Annotated in this window: 13 protein-coding genes; 7 read left to right on the top strand and 6 right to left on the bottom strand. The window is 70.1% G+C overall.

Features of this window, described 5'->3' with window-relative positions:
* Positions 1 to 180 precede the first annotated feature (180 nt).
* Genes NS3_RS07295 through NS3_RS07285 form a run of 3 tightly spaced genes read left to right on the top strand, consistent with a single transcriptional unit; the run spans position 181 to position 14395 of the window.
* On the top strand, positions 181 to 10788 hold the full coding sequence (locus tag NS3_RS07295) for a type I polyketide synthase (protein ID WP_067855669.1): 10608 nt from the start codon (positions 181 to 183) through the stop codon (positions 10786 to 10788).
* The gene (locus tag NS3_RS07290) at positions 10785 to 13328 is read left to right on the top strand and encodes a thioester reductase domain-containing protein (protein WP_067855666.1); all 2544 of its coding nucleotides are present in this window, start codon (positions 10785 to 10787) and stop codon (positions 13326 to 13328) included. Before NS3_RS07295 ends, NS3_RS07290 begins: the two co-directional genes overlap by 4 nt.
* Positions 13325 to 14395, top strand: coding sequence for an alpha/beta hydrolase (locus tag NS3_RS07285; RefSeq protein ID WP_067855664.1), 1071 nt, complete (start codon positions 13325 to 13327; stop codon positions 14393 to 14395). Before NS3_RS07290 ends, NS3_RS07285 begins: the two co-directional genes overlap by 4 nt.
* A gap of 49 nt (positions 14396 to 14444) precedes the next feature.
* Here the strand turns inward: NS3_RS07285 and NS3_RS07280 are convergent, their stop codons facing one another.
* Positions 14445 to 15446, bottom strand: coding sequence for a Gfo/Idh/MocA family protein (locus NS3_RS07280; protein ID WP_067855661.1), 1002 nt, complete (start codon positions 15444 to 15446; stop codon positions 14445 to 14447).
* A gap of 86 nt (positions 15447 to 15532) precedes the next feature.
* On the opposite strand from NS3_RS07280, the gene NS3_RS07275 reads away from it, so the two are divergent.
* From NS3_RS07275 to NS3_RS07260, 4 genes are all read left to right on the top strand, one after another.
* Positions 15533 to 16822: a glycosyltransferase gene (locus tag NS3_RS07275; protein WP_067855658.1), complete on the top strand. Its 1290-nt coding sequence runs from the start codon at positions 15533 to 15535 to the stop codon at positions 16820 to 16822.
* 14 nt (positions 16823 to 16836) lie between these two features.
* A complete protein-coding gene (locus NS3_RS07270) occupies positions 16837 to 18132 on the top strand; it encodes a glycosyltransferase (protein WP_067855655.1) in 1296 nt (431 codons plus the stop codon).
* A 366-nt stretch (positions 18133 to 18498) separates the two neighbouring features.
* The gene (locus tag NS3_RS07265; protein WP_067855652.1) at positions 18499 to 19749 is read left to right on the top strand and encodes an oxygenase MpaB family protein; all 1251 of its coding nucleotides are present in this window, start codon (positions 18499 to 18501) and stop codon (positions 19747 to 19749) included.
* A 52-nt stretch (positions 19750 to 19801) separates the two neighbouring features.
* Positions 19802 to 20455 carry a hypothetical protein gene (locus NS3_RS07260; RefSeq protein WP_245649500.1) on the top strand — a complete coding sequence of 218 codons (654 nt, stop codon included), beginning with the start codon at positions 19802 to 19804 and terminating at the stop codon, positions 20453 to 20455.
* 398 nt (positions 20456 to 20853) lie between these two features.
* Here NS3_RS07260 and NS3_RS07255 read toward each other — a convergent pair whose 3' ends face one another.
* The 5 genes from NS3_RS07255 to NS3_RS07240 form a co-directional block, all read right to left on the bottom strand.
* The gene (locus NS3_RS07255) at positions 20854 to 21324 is read right to left on the bottom strand and encodes a hypothetical protein (RefSeq protein ID WP_067855645.1); all 471 of its coding nucleotides are present in this window, start codon (positions 21322 to 21324) and stop codon (positions 20854 to 20856) included.
* Positions 21325 to 21464: 140 nt separating this feature from the next.
* A complete protein-coding gene (locus tag NS3_RS07250; protein WP_245649499.1) occupies positions 21465 to 22136 on the bottom strand; it encodes a type 1 periplasmic-binding domain-containing protein in 672 nt (223 codons plus the stop codon).
* 396 nt (positions 22137 to 22532) lie between these two features.
* Complete coding sequence (locus tag NS3_RS07245; RefSeq protein WP_067855638.1) at positions 22533 to 22985, bottom strand: methyltransferase family protein; 453 nt, start codon at positions 22983 to 22985, stop codon at positions 22533 to 22535.
* Between the two features lie 209 nt (positions 22986 to 23194).
* Positions 23195 to 23395, bottom strand: coding sequence for a hypothetical protein (locus tag NS3_RS28930; protein ID WP_157101225.1), 201 nt, complete (start codon positions 23393 to 23395; stop codon positions 23195 to 23197).
* Between the two features lie 462 nt (positions 23396 to 23857).
* On the bottom strand, positions 23858 to 24694 hold the full coding sequence (locus NS3_RS07240; RefSeq protein ID WP_067855636.1) for a hypothetical protein: 837 nt from the start codon (positions 24692 to 24694) through the stop codon (positions 23858 to 23860).
* Positions 24695 to 24721: the final 27 nt, after the last annotated feature.

Raw genomic sequence — 24721 nt, 5'->3', positions numbered from 1 at the left:
AGGACCTTCGGCGCGGTCGGCGCCGATCGGAGGAAACCCCGCGATCTTGGTAATCGTCTTGCTGATACCGGCGGTCCCACTACTGTGGTTCCGGACACCAGTGCGCTACTTCCCCAACGCAATGCAGAGCCCCGGGTAAACCAGCGGGTGTACCACGGACCGGACGTCAGGACTCAACTCGTGCGTAACACTTTCGTCGGAAAACTGTTCGGCCAGGTCGAATCTCGGCCGGATGAGCCGGTCTACCGGTTCCTCGACGAGGGAGAGGTCGAGGGGCCGAGCAGAGCACTGACCTACGGCGATCTGGGGTTGCGCACCAAGGCGATCGGAGCGGTGCTGCAGGAGTCGGGCGCCCGCCGGGCGCTGATGCTCTACCCGGCGGGCCCGGAGTTCGCCGAGGCGTTCTTCGGCTGCCTGGCCGCGGGCGTGGTAGCCGTTCCCGCGCCGCTGCCGGAATGGGAGACCCGGTCGTTGCGCAGGCTGCGGCGGATGGTCGCGCACGCCGATGTCGACGTGGTGCTCGCCCCGCGCCGGGTCGTCGACGACATTCTCGCGCTGTGCGCCGACATCCCCGAACTGGCCGGGATCGAATGGCTCGCCACCGATGACATCGCCTCGGACGAGGCCGTTCGCTGGCAGGAACCCGACATCGGTCCGGATTCGCTCGCCTTCCTCCAGTACACCTCCGGCTCGACCAGCGCGCCGCGCGGCGTGATGCTGACGCACGCGAATCTGCTGCACAACCAGGACGCGCTCGCCGTCGGCCTCGGTCACGACCGCGATCTGATCGAATCGTGGGACGGCGCCCTGTTCGCCAGCTGGCTGCCGATGTATCACGACATGGGCCTGATCGCGCCGCTGCTGCAGACGGTGTATCTCGGGGCGCATTCGGTGCTCATGTCGCCGCTGCACTTCCTGCAGCGCCCGCACCGCTGGCTGCGGGCGATCTCGGAGTTCGGCGCGCACACCAGCGGCGGCCCGAACTTCGCCTACGAACTCTGTGTGCGCCGGGTGACGCCCGAACAGCTCGAATCGCTGGACCTGAGCCGGTGGCGGGTCGCGTTCAACGGCTCCGAGCCGGTGCGGCCCGCCACCGTGCGCCGGTTCGCCGAGACCTTCGCCCCGGCCGGGTTCCGGCCCGAAGCGCACCACCCCGTCTACGGACTGGCCGAGGCGACGCTCATCGTGACCGCGCCCGAGGTGTCCGCGCCACCGGTCTTCGGTGTCGTGCCCAGCGACCTTCCCGGCGCGCGCGAAGTGGAGCTGACCGGGGTCGGACGGCCGGTCGGCGGTATGGCGGTCGCCATCGTCGATCCCGGGGAAGGCCGTCGGCTCGACGAGGGCGTCGAAGGCGAGATCTGGGTCGCAGGCGGAAGCGTGGCGGCGGGATACTTCCGCGACGACGAGGCGAGCGCCGAGGTGTTCGGCGCGACTCTGCCCGGCGCGACTCTGCCCGGCGACGATCTGCGCTACCTGCGCACCGGTGATCTCGGATTCTTCTCGGCGGGACAGCTTTTCGTCACCGGACGGCGCAAGGACCTGCTGATCGTCGACGGGCGCAACCACTATCCGCAGGACATCGAGGCCACCGTCGAAAGCGCGCACGAGGGCATTCGCGCCGGGTGCGTCGCCGCCTTCTCGGTCGACATCGGGATCGACGGGGAACAGCCGGTCGTGGTCGCCGAGGTGCGTGGCGACGATCCCGCCGTGCTCGCCGAGATCGAGGGCGCGGTGCGCGCGGCGATCACGACCGAACACGGGCTCGCGCTCGCCGCGGTCGTGCTGATCCGGCCCGCGACGATGTTCAAGACCAGCAGCGGCAAGATCCAGCGCTCGGCCTGCCGCGCGGCGTACCTGTCCGGGGAACTGCTCGCCCTGAGTGCCGCCCCGATCCGGTCGCCCGAGGACGAACTCGACGACTACGACACCATGGAGGACGACACATTCGCCGAATCCGGCTACGGCACGGGGGATTCCGAAGAGGCCGCCTCGGGCGGGGACCGGCGCGAGAAGGGCGGGCCAGGCGCGGGCCCGACGGCGGAGGAGATCCGCTCCTGGCTGGTGACGGCCATCGCCCGGCAAGCCGAGCTGGACCCCGAACGCATCGACGCACACCGTCCGCTGGTGGAATTCGGATTGGGCTCGGCCGATCTGGTGGAGCTCGTGGTCGACCTCTCCGATTTCGCCGGGAGGTTCCTCGACACGAATCTGTTCTTCGATCATCCCACCATCGCCGGTGTCGCCGCGACCCTCGCTCCCGCTTCGACCGCACCGGTGGAGACCGCGGCGAAGGCGCCCGAAAAGCCGACCACAACAGTGGAATCCGATCCACCCGAGGATGGGCGGGAAGCGGGCGGCGAGGCTGACGACGACGCTGTCGCGATCCTGTCGATGTCGTGCCGCTTCCCCGGCTCGGTGGATTCGCCGGAGGCGCTGTGGCGCATGCTCGACGGCAATGCCGACGGGATCACCGACCTCCCGGCCGGGCGCTGGAACATCGACGGACTCTACGACCCCGACACCTCCGCCCCCGGCCGCGCCTACACCTTCCGCGGCGGCTACATCGACGGGCTCGACATGTTCGATGCCGCCTTCTTCGGCATCGGCCCCCGCGAAGCCGCCGTGATGGATCCCCAGCAGCGCATCATGCTGCACCTGGCCTGGGAGGCGATCGAACGCTCCGGCCGCGATCCGCGCACCCTGCACGGCAGCCAGACCGGCGTCTACCTCGGCCTCTACAGCACCGGCTATCTCGCCGACCCGGCTCCCGAACAGTTGAACGGCCAAGTCGGCACCGGACTCTCGCCGAGCGTCGCCTCCGGGCGCATCTCCTACACCCTCGGCCTGCACGGCCCGGCGGTCAGCGTGGACACCGCCTGCTCCTCCTCGATCGTGGCCGTGCACCAAGCGGTGCAGGCACTGCGCGCGGGGGAGTGCGATGCCGCGCTCGCGGGCGGGGTCACCCTGCTCATGTCGCCGACCCCGCACATCGAACTGTCCCGGCTGGGCGTGCTCTCCCCGCGCGGCAGGTGCGCGCCGTTCTCCGCCGAGGCCGACGGCACGGTGTGGGCCGAGGGGGCGGGCATGATCATGCTCAAGCGCCTCGCCGACGCCCGCCGCGACGGTGACCGGGTGCTCGCGGTCATTCGCGGATCCGCGGTCAATCAGGACGGCCGCAGCCAGGGACTGAGCGCGCCGAACGGTGCCGCGCAGGAACAGGTGCTCCGCTCCGCGCTGCGCGTGACGGGACTCTCGCCGCACGACATCGACTACGTGGAAGCGCACGGCACCGGCACCGCGCTCGGCGATCCGATAGAGGCCCGCGCCCTGGCCCGGGTCTACGGTCCCGGCCGCGACCCCGAACGGCCGCTGGGCATCGGATCGCTCAAATCCAACCTCGGTCACACCCAGGCCGCGGCAGGTGTCGCGGGCATCATCAAACTGGTGCTGGCCCTGCAGCACGAGCGCATCCCCGCCACGCTGAACGCCCGCGTGCCCTCGCCGCATGTCGACTGGGAACACAGTGGAGTCGCGGTGCAAGGCGAGCCGATGCCGTGGCCCGCGGGATCGCGTCCGCGTCGTGCCGCGGTCAGCGCCTTCGGCCTCAGCGGCACCAATACGCACCTGATCCTCGAGCAGGCGCCGCCGGCGTCTGCGCCGGGCGCTGCGATCCTGGTCGGCGGCACGCCCCGAGCCGACGGTGTGTCCGCGCAGAGCGGTGTTCGTTCGGAGGCGACGGCTTCCTCGCCGGAGCCCGACGCCGGACGGGTCCTGCTGCTGCCGATCTCGGCGCGCAGCGAGGCGTCCCTGCTCGGCCAGGCGCAGCGGTTGCGCGATCTGGTGCTCGGCGATCCGACGCTCGAGCCGGGGCCGATCGCCCGCTCGCTGGCCTTCGAGCGCACCCGGTTCGAGCGGCGCGCGGTGGTGATCGCGGCCGATCGCGACGAGATGCTGAGCGGGCTGACCGATCTGGTCGAGGGCCGCGGGTCTGCCCGTGCGGTCGTGGGCACCGGCGCGGTGCTCACCAACGCCAAGACCGCGTTCGTGTTCCCGGGGCAGGGCACCCAATGGGTGGGCATGGCACGCGATCTGCTCGAGCGCGACGAGGACTTCCGAGCCGAATACCTGCACTGCGACAAGGAGTTCGCCGCGCTGCTCGGCTGGTCGCTCGCGGACCGCCTCACGAACGTGACCGCCGCGGACCTGATCGACTTCCCGGTCGTGCAGCCGCTGCTGTTCGCCACGATGGCCGCGCTGGCCGCATCGTGGCGCGCGGCAGGCGTCGTTCCGGACGCGGTGGTCGGGCACAGCCAGGGGGAGATCGCCGCCGCCTACTGCGCGGGCGTGCTCGAACTCGGCGATGCCGCCCGCATCATCGTCACCCGCAGCCGGTTGATGAGCGATATCTCCGAGCCGGGGGCGATGGCGGTGGTCGGCCTGCCCGAGGAGCAGGTCGCCGACAGGCTGGCGGCTTTCGACGGCCGGATCTCGATCGCGGCGGTCAATGTCGGCCGTTCGGCCGTCGTGGCCGGTGAGCAGACCGCGGTGCACGAACTGCTGGCCGAACTGGACCAGGCCGGTGTCTACACCCGGCTCGGCGCGTCCGGTCCCGGTTTCGCCGGGCACTGTCGCCTGATCGAGTCCATCCGTGAGCCGCTGACCGCGGAACTGTCCGAGATGACGGCGAATCCGCCGGTGACGCAGTGGTATTCGACAGTGTCCGGTAGGCCCGTGGACGGCGAGCCGATCGCGCCGGAGTACTGGTATCGCAACGCGCGCGAGACCGTTCGCTTCGCCGCCGCGATCGAGGCGATGATCGATGACGGATTCCGCTACTTCGTCGAGATGGGCGTGCATCCGTCGCTGACCGCCGCCGTCCAGTCCGTGTCGGAGGATCGGAGCCGCGAGGTGGTGGCGGTCGGGTCGCTGGTGCGCGATCAGGACGGACCGGCCTGCCTGGCCGCCTCCCGTGCCGCCCTGTATGTGGCGGGACACGAACTCGACTGGGCCGCACTGCTTCCGGAGTCCGGCCGAGTCGATCTGCCCACCTATGCTTTCGATGAGCGCAGGTTCTGGACCGATCCCATCCGCCACGGCGGCGCGCTCGGTCCCGACGAATCCCTCGCCCATCCGATTCTCGGCGCGGCGGTGCCGAACCCTGAGTCCGGCGGAGTGACGCTGACCGGGCGGATCTCGCGCGGGCAGCAGCCCTGGGTGAGCGATCACGCGGGGCCGAACACGGTGCTGATGCCGGGTGCTTCGCTGGTCGAGATGGCCGTGCGGGCCGGTGACGAAGTCGGCGCGCCGGTGGTGCGGGAGCTGGTGTTGCGCGCTCCGCTGCTGGTGCCCGAACGCGACGCCGTGCGGGTGCACGTCGTGGTCGGCGCGGATGAGGATGACGGCGGGCGCACGGTCCGCATCTACGGGCGCGAGGACCGCGATCCCGATCCGGCGTGGACGCTGCACGCCGAAGGCCGGCTGGCCGAGGAACTCGCGACCCCGTTGGCGCGGCCGCTCGGAGAGTTGGTGACGGCTCGAGCGCGGTCGTCAGAGGACGCCAGTCCGCCGGTGACGTGGTCGGAAAATGCCGCGACAGCGATGGATTCGTCGACGTGGCCGCCCACAGGGGCCGTCCCCGTCGACGTAGGCGAGTTGTATGCGACGTTGGCGGCCCGCGGCCATCACTACGGACCCCTGTTCCGAGCAGTGCGCGCGGTCTGGCGTGTCCAGGGCGGCGGCCCGACCACGAGTGCAGGCCCGGTTGGCGCCCGGGCAGGTAACGACGGTCGTCGTGACGGTGGCGACGACGGCGCAACATCGAACGGCGGCGGCGGGTATCTCGACGAGTTCTACGCCGAGATCGAACTCGACGAGGCCGCGCACGCGGACGCCGCGAAGTTCGGCATCCACCCGGCGCTGCTCGACGCGGCCCTGCACGCCACCACGCTGTTCTCCGCGAACACCGGCAGCGCTCTGCTGCCGTTCGTGTGGAGCGATGTGACCCTGACGGCCTCCGGCGCCACCGCGCTGCGCGTGCGGCTGACCCGATCCGGGCCGGACAGCATCGCCCTCACCGCCACCGATCGCGGCGGTCGTCCGGTGATCTCGGTCGGATCGGTGCTGTCGCGTCCGGTCGATGCCGTGCACTGGGACGCCGCCGCGCTCGCGCCCGCACACCGCAGGCTGTTCACCGTGCAGTGGACTGCGCGCCGGCTTCCGCCGCCGGATCCGGCACGCACCGTGCGCATCTGGGACGCCGAGGACCCTCGGCCCGCCGATATCGTCGTCGTGCCCGCCCGCACCGGTGATTCGCCGAGCCACGCACACGCCGCGGCGCAACACATGCTCGCCGCCCTGCAGCAGATCCTGGGCGATCCCCGCTTCGAACGCAGCATCGTGGTCGTGCAGACCACGGGGGCGGTCGCGCTGCCCGGCGACGACGGCCCCGACCCGGCGGGTGCGGTTGTCTGGGGATTGGTGCGTTCGGCGCAATCGGAGAATCCCGGCCGGATCGTCCTGGCGGACAGCTCGGGTGTGCCCACGGAACCAGGCCGCCGCTCCGATGGCCCCGGTAAGGGCACGGAGGCCGGTGTGTCGTCGGGTGGCGCCCAGGCCGGCCCTGCGGCCGGGCCAGGGGGCTCGGTTCTGTCGGCAGCGGAGCTCACCGCGCTCGTGGCGAGCGACGAACCACAGTGGGCGGTGCGTGACGGCGTGGCCTACGTGCCGCGTCTGGCCGGGCTGCCGGAACCCGCGAGCAATGCCCTGGGCCGCAAGCAGATCGGCGACGGCGCGGTGCTGATCACCGGCGCGCCGGGGCGGCTGGGCTCCGCCCTGGCCCTGCACTTGGCCGATGCCTACGGCGCGCGTGACCTGGTGCTGGTCAGCCGCCGCGGCATCGACGGACCCGGTGGGCACGCGCTGCACGACGACCTGACCCGCCGCGGCGTCCGGGTACGTTTCGCGCGCTGCGACATCACCGACCGCGCCGCCCTGACGGACCTGCTCGCAGACCTGCCCCTGGCCGGTGTCGTGCACGCCGCCACCGTGCTCGACGACGGCACCCTCGGCACGCTCACCCCGGAGCGACTCGATGCCGTGCTCCGCCCGAAAGTCGACGCGGCGCACTATCTCCACGAACTCACCGCCGACCGGGACCTGTCGCTGTTCGTGCTCTTCTCCGCCGCGGGCAGCCTCTTCGGCACGCCGGGACAGGCCAACTACGCGGCGGCCAACGCCTACCTCGACGCGCTGGCCGTGCACCGGCGTCGCCTCGGACTGCCCGCGCAGGCACTGGCCTGGGGCGCCTGGGAGGTCGATATGCACGAGCACATGTCCCAGGCCGACATCCGGCGGATCACCCGCGCGGGTGTGCGGGCGTTCTCGGTGCCCGAGGGCATGGCCTGCTTCGACGCGGCGCTGCGGGAGGACGAGCCGATCGTCGTCCCGCTACTGCTCGACGCCGGGGTGCTGCGGCACGCGCCCGAACTCCCCTCGTTGTTGCGTGGACTCGTGCGCGGATCCGCGCGGCGCGCCGCGGCCGACCGTGGGCAGGCGGCGACCACGGCGGGTACCGGGTTCGCCGAACGCCTGCGCAGCGCTTCACCCGCCGAGGCCGCCGAACTGGCGCGGACCGCGGTCGCGGAATGGACCGGGCAGGTACTCGGCCACGACGGCAGCGAGACCGTGGCGCTCGACCAGAGCTTCCAGAGCCTCGGCCTCGACTCGCTCATGGCGGTCGAACTGCGCAACAAGGTGCGCGAACACACCGGGATCGTGGTTCCGCTGGGCGCCATCCTCGCCGACAGCGATCCGACCGCGCTGGCCGGCTACCTCCTCGACCAGGTCCGCGACCAGAACCACGGCGACGAGCGCTCCGACACCCCCGCCGCCGAGGCGCCCGCCGAAGTGCCCGACCTCGAGACCCTGCCGCTGACCAGGGACATGGTGCGGCTGCTGCGCACCGAGCAACTCGGCATCCCCAGCGCAGCCCAGACCGGCGGTCTGGCCCTGCGCCTGCCGGTCACCGTCACCCGACCCGAATTCCAGCGCGCCCTTACCGCACTCGCGAACCGGCACGCCGCTCTGCGCACCACCATCCGGTCGAGCGACGAGCACGGCAGGCAACTGGCGATCACCCGCGAATCCGGCGTGGTCGGCGAATGGCGGGAACTCGACCGTCTCGACGACGAGGTCGCCGCGGCGCACTTCCGGGAACTCATGGCGCGGCCCTTCGATCTGGCGACCGGACCGCTGTGGCGGTTCGAACTGCTCGACGGCGGCGCGAGCGGCCGGATTCTGCTCATCGGCGCGCACCACAGCATGAGCGATGTGCAGTCGGTTCTGCTGGTCGCCGGGGAACTCGCCGCCGAACTGTCCGGTGCGGGCCCGCTGGCCGACGCGCCGACGAATCGCGATATGCGCCAACTGCTCTCGGCCCAGGCGAACAAGCCGGGCGAAGCGGACGAGGCGGTCAGGCGATGGCGGGAGGCGTTCGCCGGCGCTCGGCGGCTCGAGCTGGGATCGGCCCGCCCCGCCGAACGTACCTACGGCGCGGGCGCTCTCGCGCTGGCTCTGCCCACCGATCTGCACGACCGGGTGGCCGAGCGGGCGCGGGAACTGGGCGTCACCCCGGCGGCGGTGTTCCTCGGCGCGCTCACGGTATTCCTGGCCGGGCGCAGCGGCGCCGACCGGTTCGCCCTCGCGGTGCCGGTGGACACCCGCATGCATGCCGACGCCGTCGGCGCGGTCGGCTATTTCGGTGTGCCCGTGCCGTTCCCGGCCGCGATCGAGCCGGGCGAGGCGGTCTCCGATGTGCTGCGCCGCACCGGTGAGCGGCTGCGCGGGCTGCTCGTGCCGGGCGCGGGCTTCGGCGATGTGCTGGCCGCGCTGGCGGCCCAGGGGCTCTATCGCGAGAACGCGCCGATGGTGGAGGTGTACTTCAACTACCTGCGCGCGCCTTCGGCGTCCGGCCGGGCCGAACTGGTCCCGGTGAGCACCGGATACTCCGACCTGGACCTGATGGTGGCGGTGCTGCCGGACACCGGACAGGTCTGGCTGACCTACAACACCGACATCCTCGACGAGGCCGCCTGCACCGAACTGGGAACGCAGTACCTGGCGACGGTCGCCGCCGTGGTGGCCGATCCGGGTGCGCCCGCCTCGGTCGCGGCCGACGACACGCCCACGGCGACGGTGCGCGCGGCCCTCGGCGCCACATTCGCGCTCGGCAGGATCCCCGAGTTGCTGGGCGCCGCCTCGGCCGAGAGCGCGCCGATCACGGTCGCCGAAGCGCCCTATCACCATCTGGCTGCCGCCCTGCGCGACCCGTCCGGGGTGTTCGCGCAGCCGTCGACGGCACTGGGCATCGCCTTGCTGCGCGCGGCGGATCTGGAACGGTTCGGCGCACTCACCGACGAACTGCTCGCCGAACTGGCCGAGGAGTACCCGACGGCGGTGCGTGCGGTGGCCGAGCGGACCCGCGGGCCGATCATCGTCGGCATCCTGCCCTCGCACGAGCCCGCCCGGCGCCTGCTCGACTGGGAACGGACGATCGCCGACCTGCTGCGCGACATCCCCGGCGTCGCGCTGCTGGACACGGCCGAATGGACTCGCCGCCACGCCGTGGCGGCCGTCTTCGACGAGCGCACCGACATCCTGGCTCACCTGCCGTTCACCGCCGAATTCCAGGCGGCGGTGGCGCTCACGCTCGCCGACACCGTCGCCGCGGTGACCGAGCCCGCTCCGAAGGTGATCGTCGTCGACGGCGACGACACCCTGTGGAGCGGTATCGCAGGTGAAATCGGCGCGGATGCGGTTGTTTTCGACGACGCGCGGTTCGCGCTGACCGATCGCCTGCGGCAGTGGCGGGCGGCCGGAACTGTGCTCGCGCTGGTGAGCAACAACGACGACGACGTCGTGCGCACGATCCTCGACCGGGCCGACAGCCCCCTGCGCTACGACGATTTCGCCGCCGTCTCCGCGGGCTGGGAGGACAAGCCGGCTCGCGTGGCGGAACTGGCCCGCACCCTGAATCTCGGTCTCGCCGAGTTCTGCTACCTCGACGACAATCCCGTCGAGGTGGCGCGGATGCGCGCGGCACTGCCCGAGGTCCTGTCGGTCACCTGCCCGCCCGCCGAGGACCTGCCCGCCTTCCTGACCAGACTGTGGCCGATGACCCCGGTCGCGACCACCGCCGAGGACCGCGCCCGCGCCGACTACTACCGCCAGGAGCGGGAACGCGACGACGCTCGCGCGAGCACCGAATTCGGCGCGTTCCTGGAACAACTGGGTCTCGAGGTCGACATCGAGGAGCTGACCGAGCAGACCGGCGAGCGGGCCCGCCAGCTCGTCCGCAGAACCAACCAGTTCACTCTGGGACCCGCCGGACCCGACGACTTCGACCGCTGGCGCACCGAGGGAGAGCTCTGGACCGCCACCGCCCGCGATCGCTTCGGCGAGTACGGCCTCATCGCTGTGCTCGCGCTGCGCGTCGAGGACGGGACCCTGATGATCACCGGCTGGCACCTCAGCTGCCGTGCCCTCGGCCGCGGTGTCGAGGAGCGCCTGTTCGCCTGGCTCGCCGACCGGGCCGAAACGCTCGACTGCGCGACAGTGCGCATACGGGTCGAACACACCGCCCGCAACACCCCCGCCCGCCGTCTGATCGCCCGCCTCGCCGGCCTCGCCCGGCACGACGAAACGCTCGACGCCTTTGTCGCGCCCCAGCGGTTGCGCGAATTCCGATCCTGGACGGCGATCGACCAGCACGAGGAGGAGACGACCCCGTGACCGACACGGCCGAACCCGCCCCGGTCCGCGACTCCGCCCCGGACCGTCGCGCGCGCGGCGAATCCCTGGAACGCGGAACCGGACTCGATGTCGCCGCCCTGCTCGCCCGCACCGGCGTCGGGGGCAGCGCGTCGCCCCCGTCCGGCACCCGCGCCCCCGTACCGAAGGCACCCGGCGCCACATCCACAGCGGACCCGGTCGCCGAGCAGAACGGTTCGGCCGCACCTGCCGAACCGAATGCTTCATCGAATCCCCCCACGGATCTGCCGGCGCTGGCCGCGGCGATCACCGGGCTGGCCAACCGCTTCAGCGCCACTCCGCTCGACCCCGACACCGACTTCTTCGACGCGGGTGGCACCTCGCTGGCCGCCGTCGAATTCGTCGCCGCACTGGCGGGCGAACTCGGCGTCCACCTCGATCTGGACACTGTCTTCTTCGACGCGCGCCCACGCAGGCTGGCGCAGCGGTGGCTGGCGGACCCGACTGTCACCGCGCCCGGCAATGGCGGCGTGGTAGCAGGCGCGGATCTCGAGACCGGCGAAGTCGGCCACGGCGCCTTCGGTCGCCGCGCCGGTGACGGCATCGGCACCGAGGGCAAGGGCACCGAGGGCAAGAGCGCGGAGGGCAAGAGCGCGGAGGGCAAGAGCGCGGAGTCCGGCAGCACGGGAAGCGCTGCCGGCAGAGACACCGATGGTGACGGTGGCCTCGGAAGTGACGGTGGCGCAGCGCGATACGTCGACACCGATGATCTCGCCCAGCTCTTCACCGATCTCTCCGGCGCGGACAGGCTCCCGTTGGTCACCCCGGCGGAGCGGGTCACGCCCCGGCGCATCCTGCTCACCGGCGCGACCGGTTTCCTCGGCAGTCACCTCCTGCTCGACCTGTTACGGCACAGCGACGCCCACGTCGTGTGCCTGATCCGGGCCGAGAACGAGGACGCCGCGAGTCAGCGGTTGATCGAGGCGCTGCGGCGCTTCGCTCTGCCGTCGTCGCGCGAGGTCCTGCGCCGGGTCACGCCGCTGGCCGGCGATCTGCGCGAGCCCCGGCTCGGACTGTCCGACGTGCTGTGGGAAACCACTGCGGCACAGGTGGATTCGATCGTCAACGCCGCGGCCGCGGTGGACTTTTTGCGCGGATACCCCTCGCTGCGACGCACGAATGTCCTCGGCCCGCTCACCCTCGCCGAACTCGCCTGCACCGGCAGATCCAAGCCGATACATCACATCTCCTCGCTGGCGGTGTTCAACGGCGTCGAGTCGGAGTCGCTGGGGGAGGATGATCCGACCGCGCCCGTGGCGACGCTGCCGATCGGGTACGACCGCTCCAAGTGGGCCGCCGAGGCGATCCTGCGCCGGGCAGGCGAGCACGGTCTCACGGTGACGATCCTGCGTCCGGGCGGGATCGGCACCCATCCGGAGACCGGCGCGCACAATCCGCGTGACCTCAACAGCGGAATCACCGCCGCCCTGCTGCGTTTTCGCACCGTGCCCGGCTTCCGGTATCTCAACGGCGCGCCGGTGGACTGGGTGAGCCGGGTGGCCGCGCAGATCGTCACGCGGCCGAGCGCCTGGGGACACACCTATCACCTGACCGGCGAGCCGACCTCGCTCGAGCAGATCGTCGCCAGGACCACGCTCGGGGGTCTCGGGGTGCGGGTACAGCACTGGGAGAACTGGTGCGACGACGTGGTCCGCGCGATCCGCGAGGAACCCGCTCCCGAACTGGAGTCGCTGGCGCAGGTGTTGCAGAGCCCGGTCGCGCGGCGGCAGCTGGCGGCGATGGTGGGCGTGCCGCCCTCCCGCGCCGACCGCACTCGAGCCTTCGTGGCCGCGCACGGCCTGCCTGCCCCGATCTCCGGCGCGGCGGCAGGCGGCAAGATGCTCGCGGCCACGGCAGGGCTCGAATCGCCCGGCGGCGAACCGTACCTGCGCTTCGACGAAACCCTCAGCGGGTCGGTCGGTCCCCTCGACGGCACGGCCGACATCCCGTGCGATCTGCGACTGACCCTGTCGATCGCCAACAGCGCGCAGGCGTTCACCGCGCGCATCCTCGACATCGGCGGCGAAATATTCTGTCCCGCATTGCACGACGAAACGCTCACCGTCACCGGCACGGCTGTGGTCCGCCCGCACGACGGCCTGCCGCTGCGCAACGAGTCGCGGCACCCGATCATGCGCTACGATCTGACCCTGCGCGCCGCCGACGGCCGCAGCTGGTGGCTGACCGGCCACAAGTTCGCCGCCGCTCGTCGTCGTTTCGTGCGTCAGCTGGGCACCCAGCTGATAGAGATCGGCCCCGCCGGGGAACCCGCGTGCTGGTCCGGTGAGATCGCTGTGCCGATGCACACCTACCTGTCCGATCAGATCGACGGCATCCGGGTGGATCCGCGACTGCCCGAACGTCAGCAGCGGCTGGCGAAACTGTTGTGGCTGAGCTGGTTCGGCGGGCAGCTCGGTGTGAGCCTGATGGAACCGATGCTGCGGGTCGGCGTCGACCTGCTCGACCTGCGCCGTGCCCTGCGAGAGGAACGCCGCCGATGACGAACCGACTGCCCGCCCGCCGCGACGACCGCACCGATGCCGAATTCCGGTTCCGCACCGCCGACGGCATCGATCTGATGCTGCGCCGATCGGGGCCCAGCGACGCGCCCGCCGTGCTCTTCGTGCACGGGCACGGCGTCTCCTCACAGATGTTCGACCTGCCGGAGATCCGCAATGTCACCGACGTGCTCGCCGACGCCGGCTACGAATCGTGGCTGCTGGACTGGCGGGGCAGCAGCCGCCTGCCCTACAACGAATCCGGCCACCGCTACACCCTCGACGACGTCGCCCTCTACGACCTGCCCGCGGCGGTCGAGCAGGTTCGTCGGCGGATCGGGGACCGGCCGCTGTTCGTGGTCGCGCACTGTATCGGCGCGCTGGCGCTGGCCTCGGCGCTGACCGCGGGACTGCTGCCCGGCCTGGCGGGCGTGGTCGCCCAGGGGGTGTTCCTGACGCCGAAGGTGAGCGGCTCGTCGCGGGTGCGGGTGCTGCTCGGCAGCGAATTGATCGGCGGGCGCGTCACCCACCTGGACTCCGACTTCCGCAAGGTCGGTCTGTGGTCGAAGCGGACCCTGCTCTACGCCGCGCTCTCACGCAAGGGGGAGTGCCCCGACCCGACCTGCCGCATGGTGCACCACGGCTGGGGCATGGGCTCGAAGCTGTTCGAACACGACCACCTCGACCCCCGCACCCACGACCGGCTGGCCGATCTGTTCGGCGCCATCCCGTTGTCGATGCTCCCGCACCTGCGGCAGATGGAACTGGCCAGGGCGGTCGTCAGGTTCAACCTCGACGACGAGCGTTATGCGGCGCTGCCCGAGAACGCTCTCGACAGCGCCGGCCGCATCGACTGCCCGGTGCTGCTGCTGTCGGGCAGCCGCAACGAGGCGTGGCCCGGAGCCAACAAGCTGTGTCACGAGGTGCTCGCCGAGCGGGAACCCGCACTGGACGTGCGATACGTGGAGGTCCCCTCCTACGGCCACCTGGACACCTTCATCGGCCGCGGCGCCGCCCTGGACGTCTTCGGCCACATCGCCGACTTCCTCGACGAACGGTGCGGGCGGTGAGCGGTCCGGGTGCTCGGGAAGCGAACGGCGCCGGTCTCGTGGGCGCGGCTCAACTCGGCCGGCGCAGCGGCAGTCCGGCGGCCGAGTAGATGGCATCGATGACGGTCATCGTGGCCACCGAGTCGCTGGGCCCGGTCGCCACCGGCAGGTCGCGCAGCACGGCATCGGCGAAGGCGTCGAGTTGGTAGTCGTAGGAGGTGCGGCGGGTGAACCGGCGGCGGAGCCGGTGTTCGTCGGTGCGCAGCGACAGGAGATGCCCCTGGTGCGGCAGCAGCGGATTGAGCACGCGCAGGCGTCCGCGCTCGCCGGTCACGGTGACGGCGACCCGCAGCAGGTCCGCCGACCACATCGAGGAGCGGACGCGCCCGGTGTGACCGGCGGCGAAGCGCAGGTCGGCGAGCATGGCGCGGTCGACGCGCGGGTCACGCAGCTTCGCCTGCGCGGAGACCACGTCGGGCTCCGCACCGCCGAGCAGCCGGGCCATGTGCACGGCGTAGCAGCCCGCGTCCATGAGCGCGCCGCCCGCGAGGTCGTAGTCGTAGCGGATGTCGGAGAAGCGCGGCAGCGGAAAGCACACCGTGGCCTCCACGTGGCGCAACGCCCCGAGTTCGCCGGAGGCGACGACTTCTTCGGCGGCCTTCGTCAACGGGTGGTAGCGGTAGTGGAAGGCTTCCATCACCACGAGACCGGATCGCGCCGCGAGCGTGGCGATCTCGCGCGCTTCGGCCGCGTCGGCGGTGAACGGCTTCTCGCACAGCACGTGTTTGCCCGCCTCGAGCGCGGCCCGGGTCCAGCGTCCGTGCAAGCCGTTGGGCAGCGGGATGTAGACAGCGTCGATGTCGGGATCCGCCAGCAGCGCCGGATAGCTGTCGTACACGCGGCCGATCCCGTGCTTGCCCGCGAACCGCTCACCCCGCGCCCGATCCCTGGCCGCCACCGCCGTGACGTCCACCTCCGGGTTGCGCCGAGCGGGCGCGATCAAGGCGGCGGGCGCGATCCGGGCCGCGCCGAGAATTCCGAACCGCAGAGCAGGGCGGGTGTCGTCGACCACCCGCGGACATTAACATCGGGTCCGCGTCGCGGCAGTGTCGTCACCACCCGGCCGCTCGCGCGCGGCCGACGAACGGAAGCGAGAGTATGCGTATCGCGTTGCTGACAGCAGGCACCAGGGGCGACCACCAGCCCTACCTCGCACTGGCCGACGAATTGCGCTCGCGTGGACACGATGTCGTCATGACGGCCACCGAGAACTACGCCCACGTGGTGCGTGCGGCGGGCTTCGAGCCGGTGGTGATCCCGTTCAACTCCGCGGAACTGCTCGAGACCGAGGCCGCCAAGCGCGCGCTGTCGTCGGGCGCGACGCTGCCGTTCGTCAAGATCATGCTCGACACCGTGAAGATCATGGCGGGGGAGCGCGGCGAGCGGATGCACGAAGCGCTGGCCGAGGCCGCCGAGTCGGCCGAGATCCTGGTCGTGTGCGCCTCCATCCTGCCCTGGGCGATGGACCGCAGGGAGCTGACCGGGCAGCCGGTGGTCGGCTGCCTGCCGTATCCGCTGGAGCGGACCGAGGAGTTCCCGTCCTCGTTCATGGTCAAGCACATGATCTCCTCGAAACGACTGCGACTGGCCAGCTACACCGGCTTCGAACTCGCCTACGGCTTCGCCTATCACAAGGTGGACAAGCGGGTCCGCGAGATGATGGGGCTGCGCGGCCGCCCGCGAAACCCGTTCCGCCGCATGCGCGACGAGGGCATCCCGCTGATTCACATGGTGAGCCCGGTGCTGTTGCCGAAACCGGCGGACTGGCCCGAGCGCTCGACCGTGGTGGGCGCGCCGGTCATGCCCGCCCGGCTGCGCGCGGCCTGGGGCGAAGCGGCGGTCGACCCCGCGCTGGACGCCTGGCTCGACGCCGGTGATCCGCCGGTCTACTTCTGTATGACCGGCATGCCCGTCCTCGACCCGCCCGGCTGCCTCACCCTGATCGAGGCGGTGTGCCGCAGGCTGGGCACGCGCGGGCTGGTCACGGTGCGCGGAGAGGGCTTCCCCCGCGGGGCCACCCACGACGACCGGCTGTTCGTCGTCGACTCCTTCGACTACGACCGGGTGCTGCCCCGCTGCGGCGCGGTCGTGCACCACGGCGGCAGCGGCAATACCCACGACGTGCTGCGCTCCGGCCTGCCCGCGGTGGTCGTCGGCGTGCACAGCGACCAGTTCTACTACGGCTGGCGGATGGCCGCGCTCGGCATCGGCGGCGGCTTCCCCTACCCCTCGCTCACCGAGGACCGCCTGTACGAGGCACTGTCCGGCGCGCTGACGCCCGAATCGCGCCGCAAGGCAGCAGAACTCGGCCGTGCGGTCTCCGCCGAGAACGGGGTGGTCGCCACGGCCGACGAGGTGGAACGGCTCGTGAAGCAGGCCGCGGGCTGAGCGGCGACGCGGCAGTGCACATCGCCTTGTTCACCGACTTCCACCCCGCCACCCTGGGCGGTGTGCAGACGGCGATGCGCGCCCTGACCGCCGGACTGCGCGGCCGAGGACATCGGGTCACCGTATTCTGCCCGCCCGCACCGCAACCCGTTCCCGACGACGCCGACACCGTGCTGCTGCGGTCCATCCCGCTGGCCACGCTGGCGGGGGGACTGCCGATGGTACTGCCGACGCGTGCGAACCGCTTCGCCATCGACGCCGCCTTCGCCACGCGCGGCCCGGTCGACATCGTGCACGCCCTGACCACCTACGGCTGCGGCATCCTCGCCGCCCGCGCCGCCCGCCGGCACGGCCTGCCCGTCGTCCAGACCATGCAGAGCCGCGACGACACCGTCATCGAGAAATACGCTCCCGCACCGTTGTCCGCCGCACTGAGCATGCGGCTACTGCACGGCTGGTTCGTCCCGCTGCGTGGAAAGACGGTGGAGGTCGGTGACGACCGGGTCGCCCGGCTGGCCTGGCGACCGCTGATCGCTCAGGCCAGGTCCGCCGACCACGTGACCGTCCCCACCGAGCACTTCGCGCGCCGCCTGGCTGCCAGGGGAGTCGACCGCCCGATCCACGTGATCTCCAACGGCATCGACGACGCCTTGCTCGACAGCGTGTCGGGTCCGGACCCGGCGCACGACGGCGAACCTTCGCGCTCGGTGTCCCACCCACCCGGACACGACGCGGCCGGAACTCCGGTCGCCGCCGCGACCGATGGGTGCGCGCCGCTGCGCGTGCTGTGGTGCGGGCGGCTCTCACCCGAGAAACGCCCCCTCGAAGCCGTCGAGGTCGTGCGCCGGGTCACCGACTGCACCCTCGACGTCTACGGCGGCGGCAGGCTCGTCGACGAGGTGCGCGTGGCGATCTCCGAGTCAGGGGTGGGCGACCGCGTCCGCCTGCACGGCGAGGTGGACCAAGCCGCCGTCCTGCGCGCCATGCGCGAGCACGACGTCCTGCTGCTCACCTCCGACTGCGACACCCAGGGCATGGTGCTGCTCGAGGCGGTCGCCACCGGCCTGCCGGTCGTCTACTGCGATCCCGAACTCGCCGAGACCATTTCCGCATCCGGCGGTCTGCGCGCCGCCGACTCGTCGGTGCCCGCCCTCGCCGAGGCACTGCGCACCCTCGCGCAGGACCGCTCCCGGCTGCCCGCCATGCGTCGAGCGCTGACAGCCCTGGCCGACCGATCGCGCCAGTCACGGCATCTCGCGCGCCTGGTTGCGGTCTACACCGAGGCGATCTCGACGGGCTCTGCGCACTGATCCGGTGACCGCGCCGGTCGTGCCGCGGTCGAGCGTGTCCGCCGCCGGAGTGCTAAGTGATCAGCTGTTATCGAAGGCTGTGGCGAGTTTCCTGGAACTGACCGGGGTCCGTTCTCGCATCCGCGCAGGACATGGCCATTGCGGATTTCTCGGGCATCACCGCATGTAGACCCGCCTTCCTCTGTTTCTCGACACAGATCCCCAGGAATCACCTGTGCCATATATGAATCTACGTAGAAGTGGAGACAAGCAGCGCGAGTCTTGCTAAGTTACTGAGTATTCTGATCACTAGGTCAGACGGAGGGCCCCGGGTGGGGCCGTCGTCCGTCGACACCACGATGCTCGGACTCAATGAGGAGTGGCGACATGCAGGGATTGAACAGGCGCGATGCGTTGAAGGCCGGAGGTGTACTCGGGGCGGTGGGCGCCGTCGGCGCGCTCGCCGCCGCGTCACCAGCCAGGGCGGAGCCCTGGACGTGGTCACCGCAGGGGTCGGTGGCGGGCGAGGGGGCGGGAGCCGACCCGATGGGGGTGTGGGATCCCGAGGTCGACGAGCTGATCGCTTCGGTGATCGATCGCGGCGACGTGCCCAAGGTGAACGAAGCGCTGCGCCAGTGGACCGCGAACGGCCAGCCGTTGCCCGCCGGTCTGCCCGCCGACGTGCGCGAGTTCATGGAATACGCGCGCAGGCTGCCGCAGTGGGTCGATCACGGGAAACTGAACGCCGCCATCGACTTCAACAAGAAGCGCGGGCTCTACCTCGGCGTGCTCTACGGCTTCGCCAGCGGCATGATGAGCACGGTCATCCCGAAGGAGGCGCGCTCGGTCTACTACTCCAAGGGCGGCTACGACCTCAAGGACCGCATCTCCAAGACCGCCAAGCTCGGCTACGACATCGGCACCGCCAATGCCTATGCCGACGACGGCCAGATGATCGTGACCTGCGTCAAGACCCGGATGGTGCACGCCGCCGTGCGCCACCTGCTGCCGCAGTCGCCGCATTGGACGGCCTCGGCCGAGGAGCAGATCCCCATCAGTCAGAACGACATGATGGTCACCTGGCACAGTCTGCCCACCACGGTCATGCGCCACTTCGTCAACTGGAAGGTGCCGATCCCGGCCAACGAGTCCGAGGGCTTCCTGCATTCGTGGCAGCTGGCCGGGCACATGCTCGGCATCCGCGACGAGTACATCCCCAACTCCTGGGACGAGTCGAACGCGCAGGCCGCGCAGGTACTCGACCCGATCCTCATGGCCACCCCGGAAGGTATCAAGCTCGCCGACCGGCTGTTGAGTCTCGGCGCCGGCCTGGACCTGGCGATCCTCACCAAGCCGGTGCTCGGCTCGTTCACCCGTTTCCTGCTGGGCGACAGGATCGCCGACGATCTGCACATCCCGCGCGAGCTGGTGTGGGACCCGCTGCTGCGGTTCAGTTGGGGGCCGTTCGTCGCCGTGCGCGAAGGGCTGCTCACCGTGGCCCCGCCGACGCAGGAGGTCTACTGGATGTTCGACGAGTTCCTGCGCCAAGCGGCGCTGCTCTACCTGTCCGAATTGCGGATGCCGATCAGCATCGAACTGCCGATGATGAACCGCAATATGAGCCTGCCGCCGAAGTAGCCGGCAGTAGCCTTCGCCCCCACCGTTCGTCCCCTGCGGTGGGGGCGAAGTCGTGTCCGGGGCGCTGGAACTGTGGCATCTCGGGCAGCGGTGCGGAGCCGAGTCGCTGTGCGGTGCGTTTGCCCATGCCGGACACAAAGCGGTGAACCGAGCTGGAAAGGATTGGGGTAGTAACGATTTCACGCCGCGAGTCGACCTACCTGTCATGACTCACTCAAGAAATCTTGCTCGCCGTTCGCGGGCTTTCCGTCGAACTGCCCTCCTCGCCGCGACGATCGCCACGGCATCGGTCGGGTTCGCCGGACCCGCTGCCGGTTCCCCCACCGATCCCGTCGTCGAGTTCACTCCCACCCTCACACTGGTTCCCGGTGGCAATTGCGCGGCGGTGATCAATGCTGTGACCGTTCCGCAGGAGCGGGCAGGCCAGTTCGGGGTCAAGGTGCAGATCACGCAGACCGGCCACGGGTGCGCTGCGTACCGGGTCGCGGTTCGCTGGCGCAATCTGGATTCCGGCTACGCCGATGGACAATCGCATCGCGTCGACGGAAACGGCACCATCGATGCGCCGGGCGGTGTCATCATCGGCATGGGCATGAGCCCGGGTGTCGGCCGGATCGAAGCCTCCATCATCACCACCGAGGACAGCTACCCGCAGCACCCTGAACTGCAGCACATCGCGGGACGGGCAACCTTCACACTCGGCTGAGCAATCAGCGGAGAACCAACCCACCACGTCGATCTGCCCGCCGGGACCGAATCCGAAGGTCGGTGCCTTCTCGCGTTCGCATCTCACGTTCGCGAAGTCGTGCAGGGTGCTGTCTGCCCTCGCTCGTGCACACATGAGCGATCAGAGGCACCGTGACAGACCAGCGGCAACGCGGCATTCCGCGATGCCGACGCCTGTCCGCTCCGACCTCGGGGCACGGTTCCGGCGGCCGCGACAGCTGCTCGACAGCCTTTTGCCGATGATACAGGGTGACAAGATCATTCTTCAAATCGACAGTGTGCCGCCACACTACGTGCGACTTGTACTCGGCTGTCCCGAACCTCCGGACTGCTGGGAGCCCCCAGGCGCCTGACCTCGCGAGGGGTGCGCGCAGGGCGTCAGTACACCGTGAAGGTGGTGACGCTCGGGGTGTGCGGCAGGTCGGTGGCGAGTGTGAACTCCACTCGGCCCGGTCCGGTGTGCAAGCGCAAATTGCCGATCTGCGGCGCCACCCACCAGAACGGGAAACCGTTGCCGTCGCCGAGGAAATCCGAGGCAGCGCCGGTCGCGCCGGTATCGAGATTGCGCCAGTGCACCGTCGCGGTGACCGAGCACCAGGGCGCGGGCACGCCGAAGACCTTCAACCAGCCTTTGAGCTGGAGATCGACCTGCCCGTGCGGGCCGTTCGGGTAGACGTTGCCGACCGCCCACACATCACCGGCGCAGCCGAGACCATGGGCGGCGGTGGTGACCAGGGGGAGTTCGACGTGGAGATGGTTGCTCGCCGATGCGGGGGCGCTCGCACCGATCACGAGTGCGGCCGTGGCCGCGGCGACTGCGGACATCTTGCGTAGGTGCTTGGCGTCCATGAACTGCCTATCGGCTTGTGTCGCCGCACGTTACCGGAGTGGGTGGATTCCCACGTCGAACCACTACTGCGATCGCCGACCCGGCTCGTCCAGCACGCCCGCCAGGCAGTCGGCTCCGGTTGCGCCGTCGACGGGGTGGGTCAGATCAAGCGGTAGCGGCTGGTCGGCACCACATCGATGTCGCGGTCCGCGCCGAAGGTGGCGATGCTTTCCATCATCAGGCCGACCCGCCGGGTGAGTTCGGCATCGTCGCCACCGCTGCCGTAGAAGGCGTGCATGTCGTGCATCGCCTCGATCGGGAAGTGTTCTTCCACGACGGCCACGATCTCCGGGGCGTCGTGGGTGACCGGTTCGACGATTCGGTTCTGTATGTATCCGAACGTGGCTTGGGTGTCGATGGCGACCTGGGTGTGCTTGCCGCGCCAGCATTCCAGCCACTGTTCGTAGGGCAGGTCGGCGGGCTTGCGCAGGAACGCCAGGTTGGCCAGCCCTTCGGCGCGTTCGCCGACGGTGGTCGGCCGGGGCGGAAGCGGCGCGACGACGTCGACCTGCCAGCCCGCGACGCGGCCCGATCGGGCGGTGAGCACGTCCACCACACCGGGCACGGCGGTTTCGGCGGCGAGGGTGAGCGTGACGACGGCCTCGACGGGTGCGTCGAATGCTGTCAGGCGCAGCATCGCCCCGGCGACGTGCGAGTCGCCGACATTGAGGACGGCTTCGCTCGCCCCCGATCGGGCCAGTGCCTCGCCCAGTCCGCGCGCGAGATCTTCTCCGATGCCCCAGAGAGCGAACAGGAATTGCCGGGAGGTCACCGCTACACCGCCTTCGGAATACATATTTCGAGTTCGCGGAGCGTAACGAATCGCCTCTTGTGTCGCCACCACCACTCACGTGCGCGGCCGGGGACAGAATCGGCCTGATCCGAAGACTGGGCCGCCGGCCGCCCGTTCGCCTGGGTCGACGACGAGATCACCGACGTCGACCACAACTGGGTCGCCGCACATCACCCCAGCCATGCGCTCCTCCGGCGCATCGAGTCATTCCGAGGGCTCAGCGACCAAGACTTCGCAGCCCTCGATCAATGGCTGCGAGCAACCTGAGTCACCCTGGCTTCTGGGCCGGAACCGATCATCGGCTCCGGCCCGTGCGGCCCGGCGCCCTCCAGCTCTGATCATCAACCCTGATCCCACCGGTGGTCGGCCCGTCGATCAGGCGCGCGGCGGGCCGATCCACCGTGGCACCCGGGTGCAGTACTCCTCGTACTGCTCGCCGAAGCGCTCGGCGAGTGCTTCCTCCTCTGCCCGAATCTGGATGCGATCGATCAGCGCCACGAACCCGGCGGCGGGCAACAACGCCCAGGCCGAACGTCGCAACACCGCGTGCGCGGTCAGCGCGCTGGCCAACCCCAGGTACATCGGGTTCCGTGTGAACCGGTTGGGACCGTCGGTGACCAGAGTGGTCACGTTGGCGAAGCTGATCGGGTTGACCGTGGTGCCCTCGTCGGCGAAGCGGCTCACCGCCCAGACGGCCAGCGTCGCCGCCGCGGCGGTGAAGGGTGCCGCGGCCAGGCCCGACCACAGGGTCGGTCGCCGGTCTCGGGTCTGCAGATACTGGACCCCGGCGGCCGCAGCGGCGATGACCGGTGGTGGGACGCGGCTCATTCTTTCTCCTCCTGATCGCGTGGCCGACCTCGGGTGATGCTTCGGACGTGAGCCCGAACCGGCGGCTCAGACCAGCCCGAGGGTCAGGGTAGTTGGGTGGAACAACGCCCCTGAACCCGCCGTCCCACAAGGGCATCACCCGCGGCGACCGCAGTCGTCCGCTGGGCGGAGAGCATCGTCTCGGATCGTCCGGGGGCGAAACCGATCGATCACCGAGTCTCGGGGACGAACGCGGCGACCGCCCGCAAAGCGATGTCCACGCTGGTATGCAGTTCCTCCCGACTGACACCGGCGGCCGCGTCGACCGCGAGACCTTGACCGACGGTCGCGATGTATCGGGCCAATGCGGCGGGGCCGGTCTGCGGCGTGAAACAGCCCTCCGCCACGGCGCGCGCCAGTCGATTTGTCAACGCGGACAGCATATTTCCCCCGATATTCGGCCAAGAAGTCGGAGAAACCGCTGTTGGCGTCCGAGCAGGCGAGACCACCCTGGATGGTCAGGCAGCCGAGTGGATGTCCCGCGCCGGTGAGGGCATCGACGGAGGCGTGCAGGTAGTTCTCGATCATGTCGAACCCGCCGGGCTGTGCCAGCGCGTCCGCCGCATAGGCGACATAGGTCTCCCGGTAGCGCACGACGGCCCGGCGGAACAACTCTTCCTTGCTGCCGTACACGGCGTAGAGGCTCGGCTTGTTGATGCCCATGGCGGGGTGAGCTCGGTCATCGAGGCGCCCTCGTAGCCGTGCTCCCAGAAGACGGGGTTTCCCACGGCCACCGGCACCTGCCGGTGCGGCTGGCAGGGTGGGGCGACGCTGTCACTTTGGTGAACCTCGGCATCAGCGGGTCCGAAATTTCCATGACTGGCCGAGGTTGGTCAGCCGGAGGCCATCTGGACGACGATCCCACCGAAACGTCCCTCTTCCATGGTCGCGGGGTGCCCGTCGATGAAACACATACCGGTTCGGGTGACCTCGACGCATTCTTCCTCGCGGGAGCCGGAGTCGTCCGATCGGTCGAGCGTGTCGGCGTAGTAGGCGATCATTCCGCCACTGAGATGGGTATTGAAACCGGTGACGCGGCGCCCGGCGCGGTCGGTAGTGCGACTCCGGCAATCATCACAGACCGAACGGGGGTAGCGTTCCTCGTGAATCGCCGGGCGCCGGCAGTGCGGGCAGGGGTGCGTGTAGCGGCGACCGGCGTCCGGACTGTGCAGCAGGAAATCATTGCGGGCGAGGATATTACGTCCGGAGAGTCCCCGGTTGCTGCTGTGCCGTAGGACGATGAGAATGTACTCGGCGTAGTCGGCTGTCTGGGCATCGATCGCTGCGCGCCCAGGCATCTCGTCTATGCGTGTGAGGCCGGCATCGTAGGCCTCGAGCGCCACGCGGTGCGCTGCCGAGAGTTCGCTGTCGGGGATGTCTCTGTTGGCATGTTCGGCTCGGGCCAAGTGTTCGGCGATTACCGTGTCGATGGTGCGTCCGCCTCCCAGTAGCCCGCTGCCGTAGCCGGTCGCGGTCACCAGGACATAGCCGTCCATTTCGCCGCGGTCGGTTCCGATCTTCTGGAGGAAGGCGAAACCTTGCCCGTAGCGGGCATTCTCGAGCTCTCGGTGGCTGTAGGGGAGGAGAGAGTCGGAATCCTGCGCCAGATCCCGCGCGATTCTCAGCGCTTCATCGTAAGCCGGCGGAACGTCCGGATCTGGCCGCTTCATGCCCGGTAGCCTATCGAGCCCGACATC

Source organism: Nocardia shimofusensis NBRC 100134 (assembly GCF_001613125.1).
Taxonomy (GTDB): domain Bacteria; phylum Actinomycetota; class Actinomycetes; order Mycobacteriales; family Mycobacteriaceae; genus Nocardia; species Nocardia shimofusensis.
Note: the sequence above shows the minus strand (reverse complement) of the source record. Positions and strands in the feature narration are given on the sequence as shown.

What these genes read in the sequence shown, in the direction of transcription:
- NS3_RS07275 (WP_067855658.1), top strand. Translation starts at nt 15,533, where the DNA reads ATGCGTATCGCGTTGCTGACAGCAGGCACCAGGGGCGACCACCAGCCC.
- NS3_RS07285 (WP_067855664.1), top strand. Translation starts at nt 13,325, where the DNA reads ATGACGAACCGACTGCCCGCCCGCCGCGACGACCGCACCGATGCCGAA.
- NS3_RS07265 (WP_067855652.1), top strand. Translation starts at nt 18,499, where the DNA reads ATGCAGGGATTGAACAGGCGCGATGCGTTGAAGGCCGGAGGTGTACTC.
- NS3_RS07245 (WP_067855638.1), bottom strand. Translation starts at nt 22,985, where the DNA reads ATGAGCCGCGTCCCACCACCGGTCATCGCCGCTGCGGCCGCCGGGGTC.
- NS3_RS07255 (WP_067855645.1), bottom strand. Translation starts at nt 21,324, where the DNA reads ATGGACGCCAAGCACCTACGCAAGATGTCCGCAGTCGCCGCGGCCACG.
- NS3_RS07240 (WP_067855636.1), bottom strand. Translation starts at nt 24,694, where the DNA reads ATGAAGCGGCCAGATCCGGACGTTCCGCCGGCTTACGATGAAGCGCTG.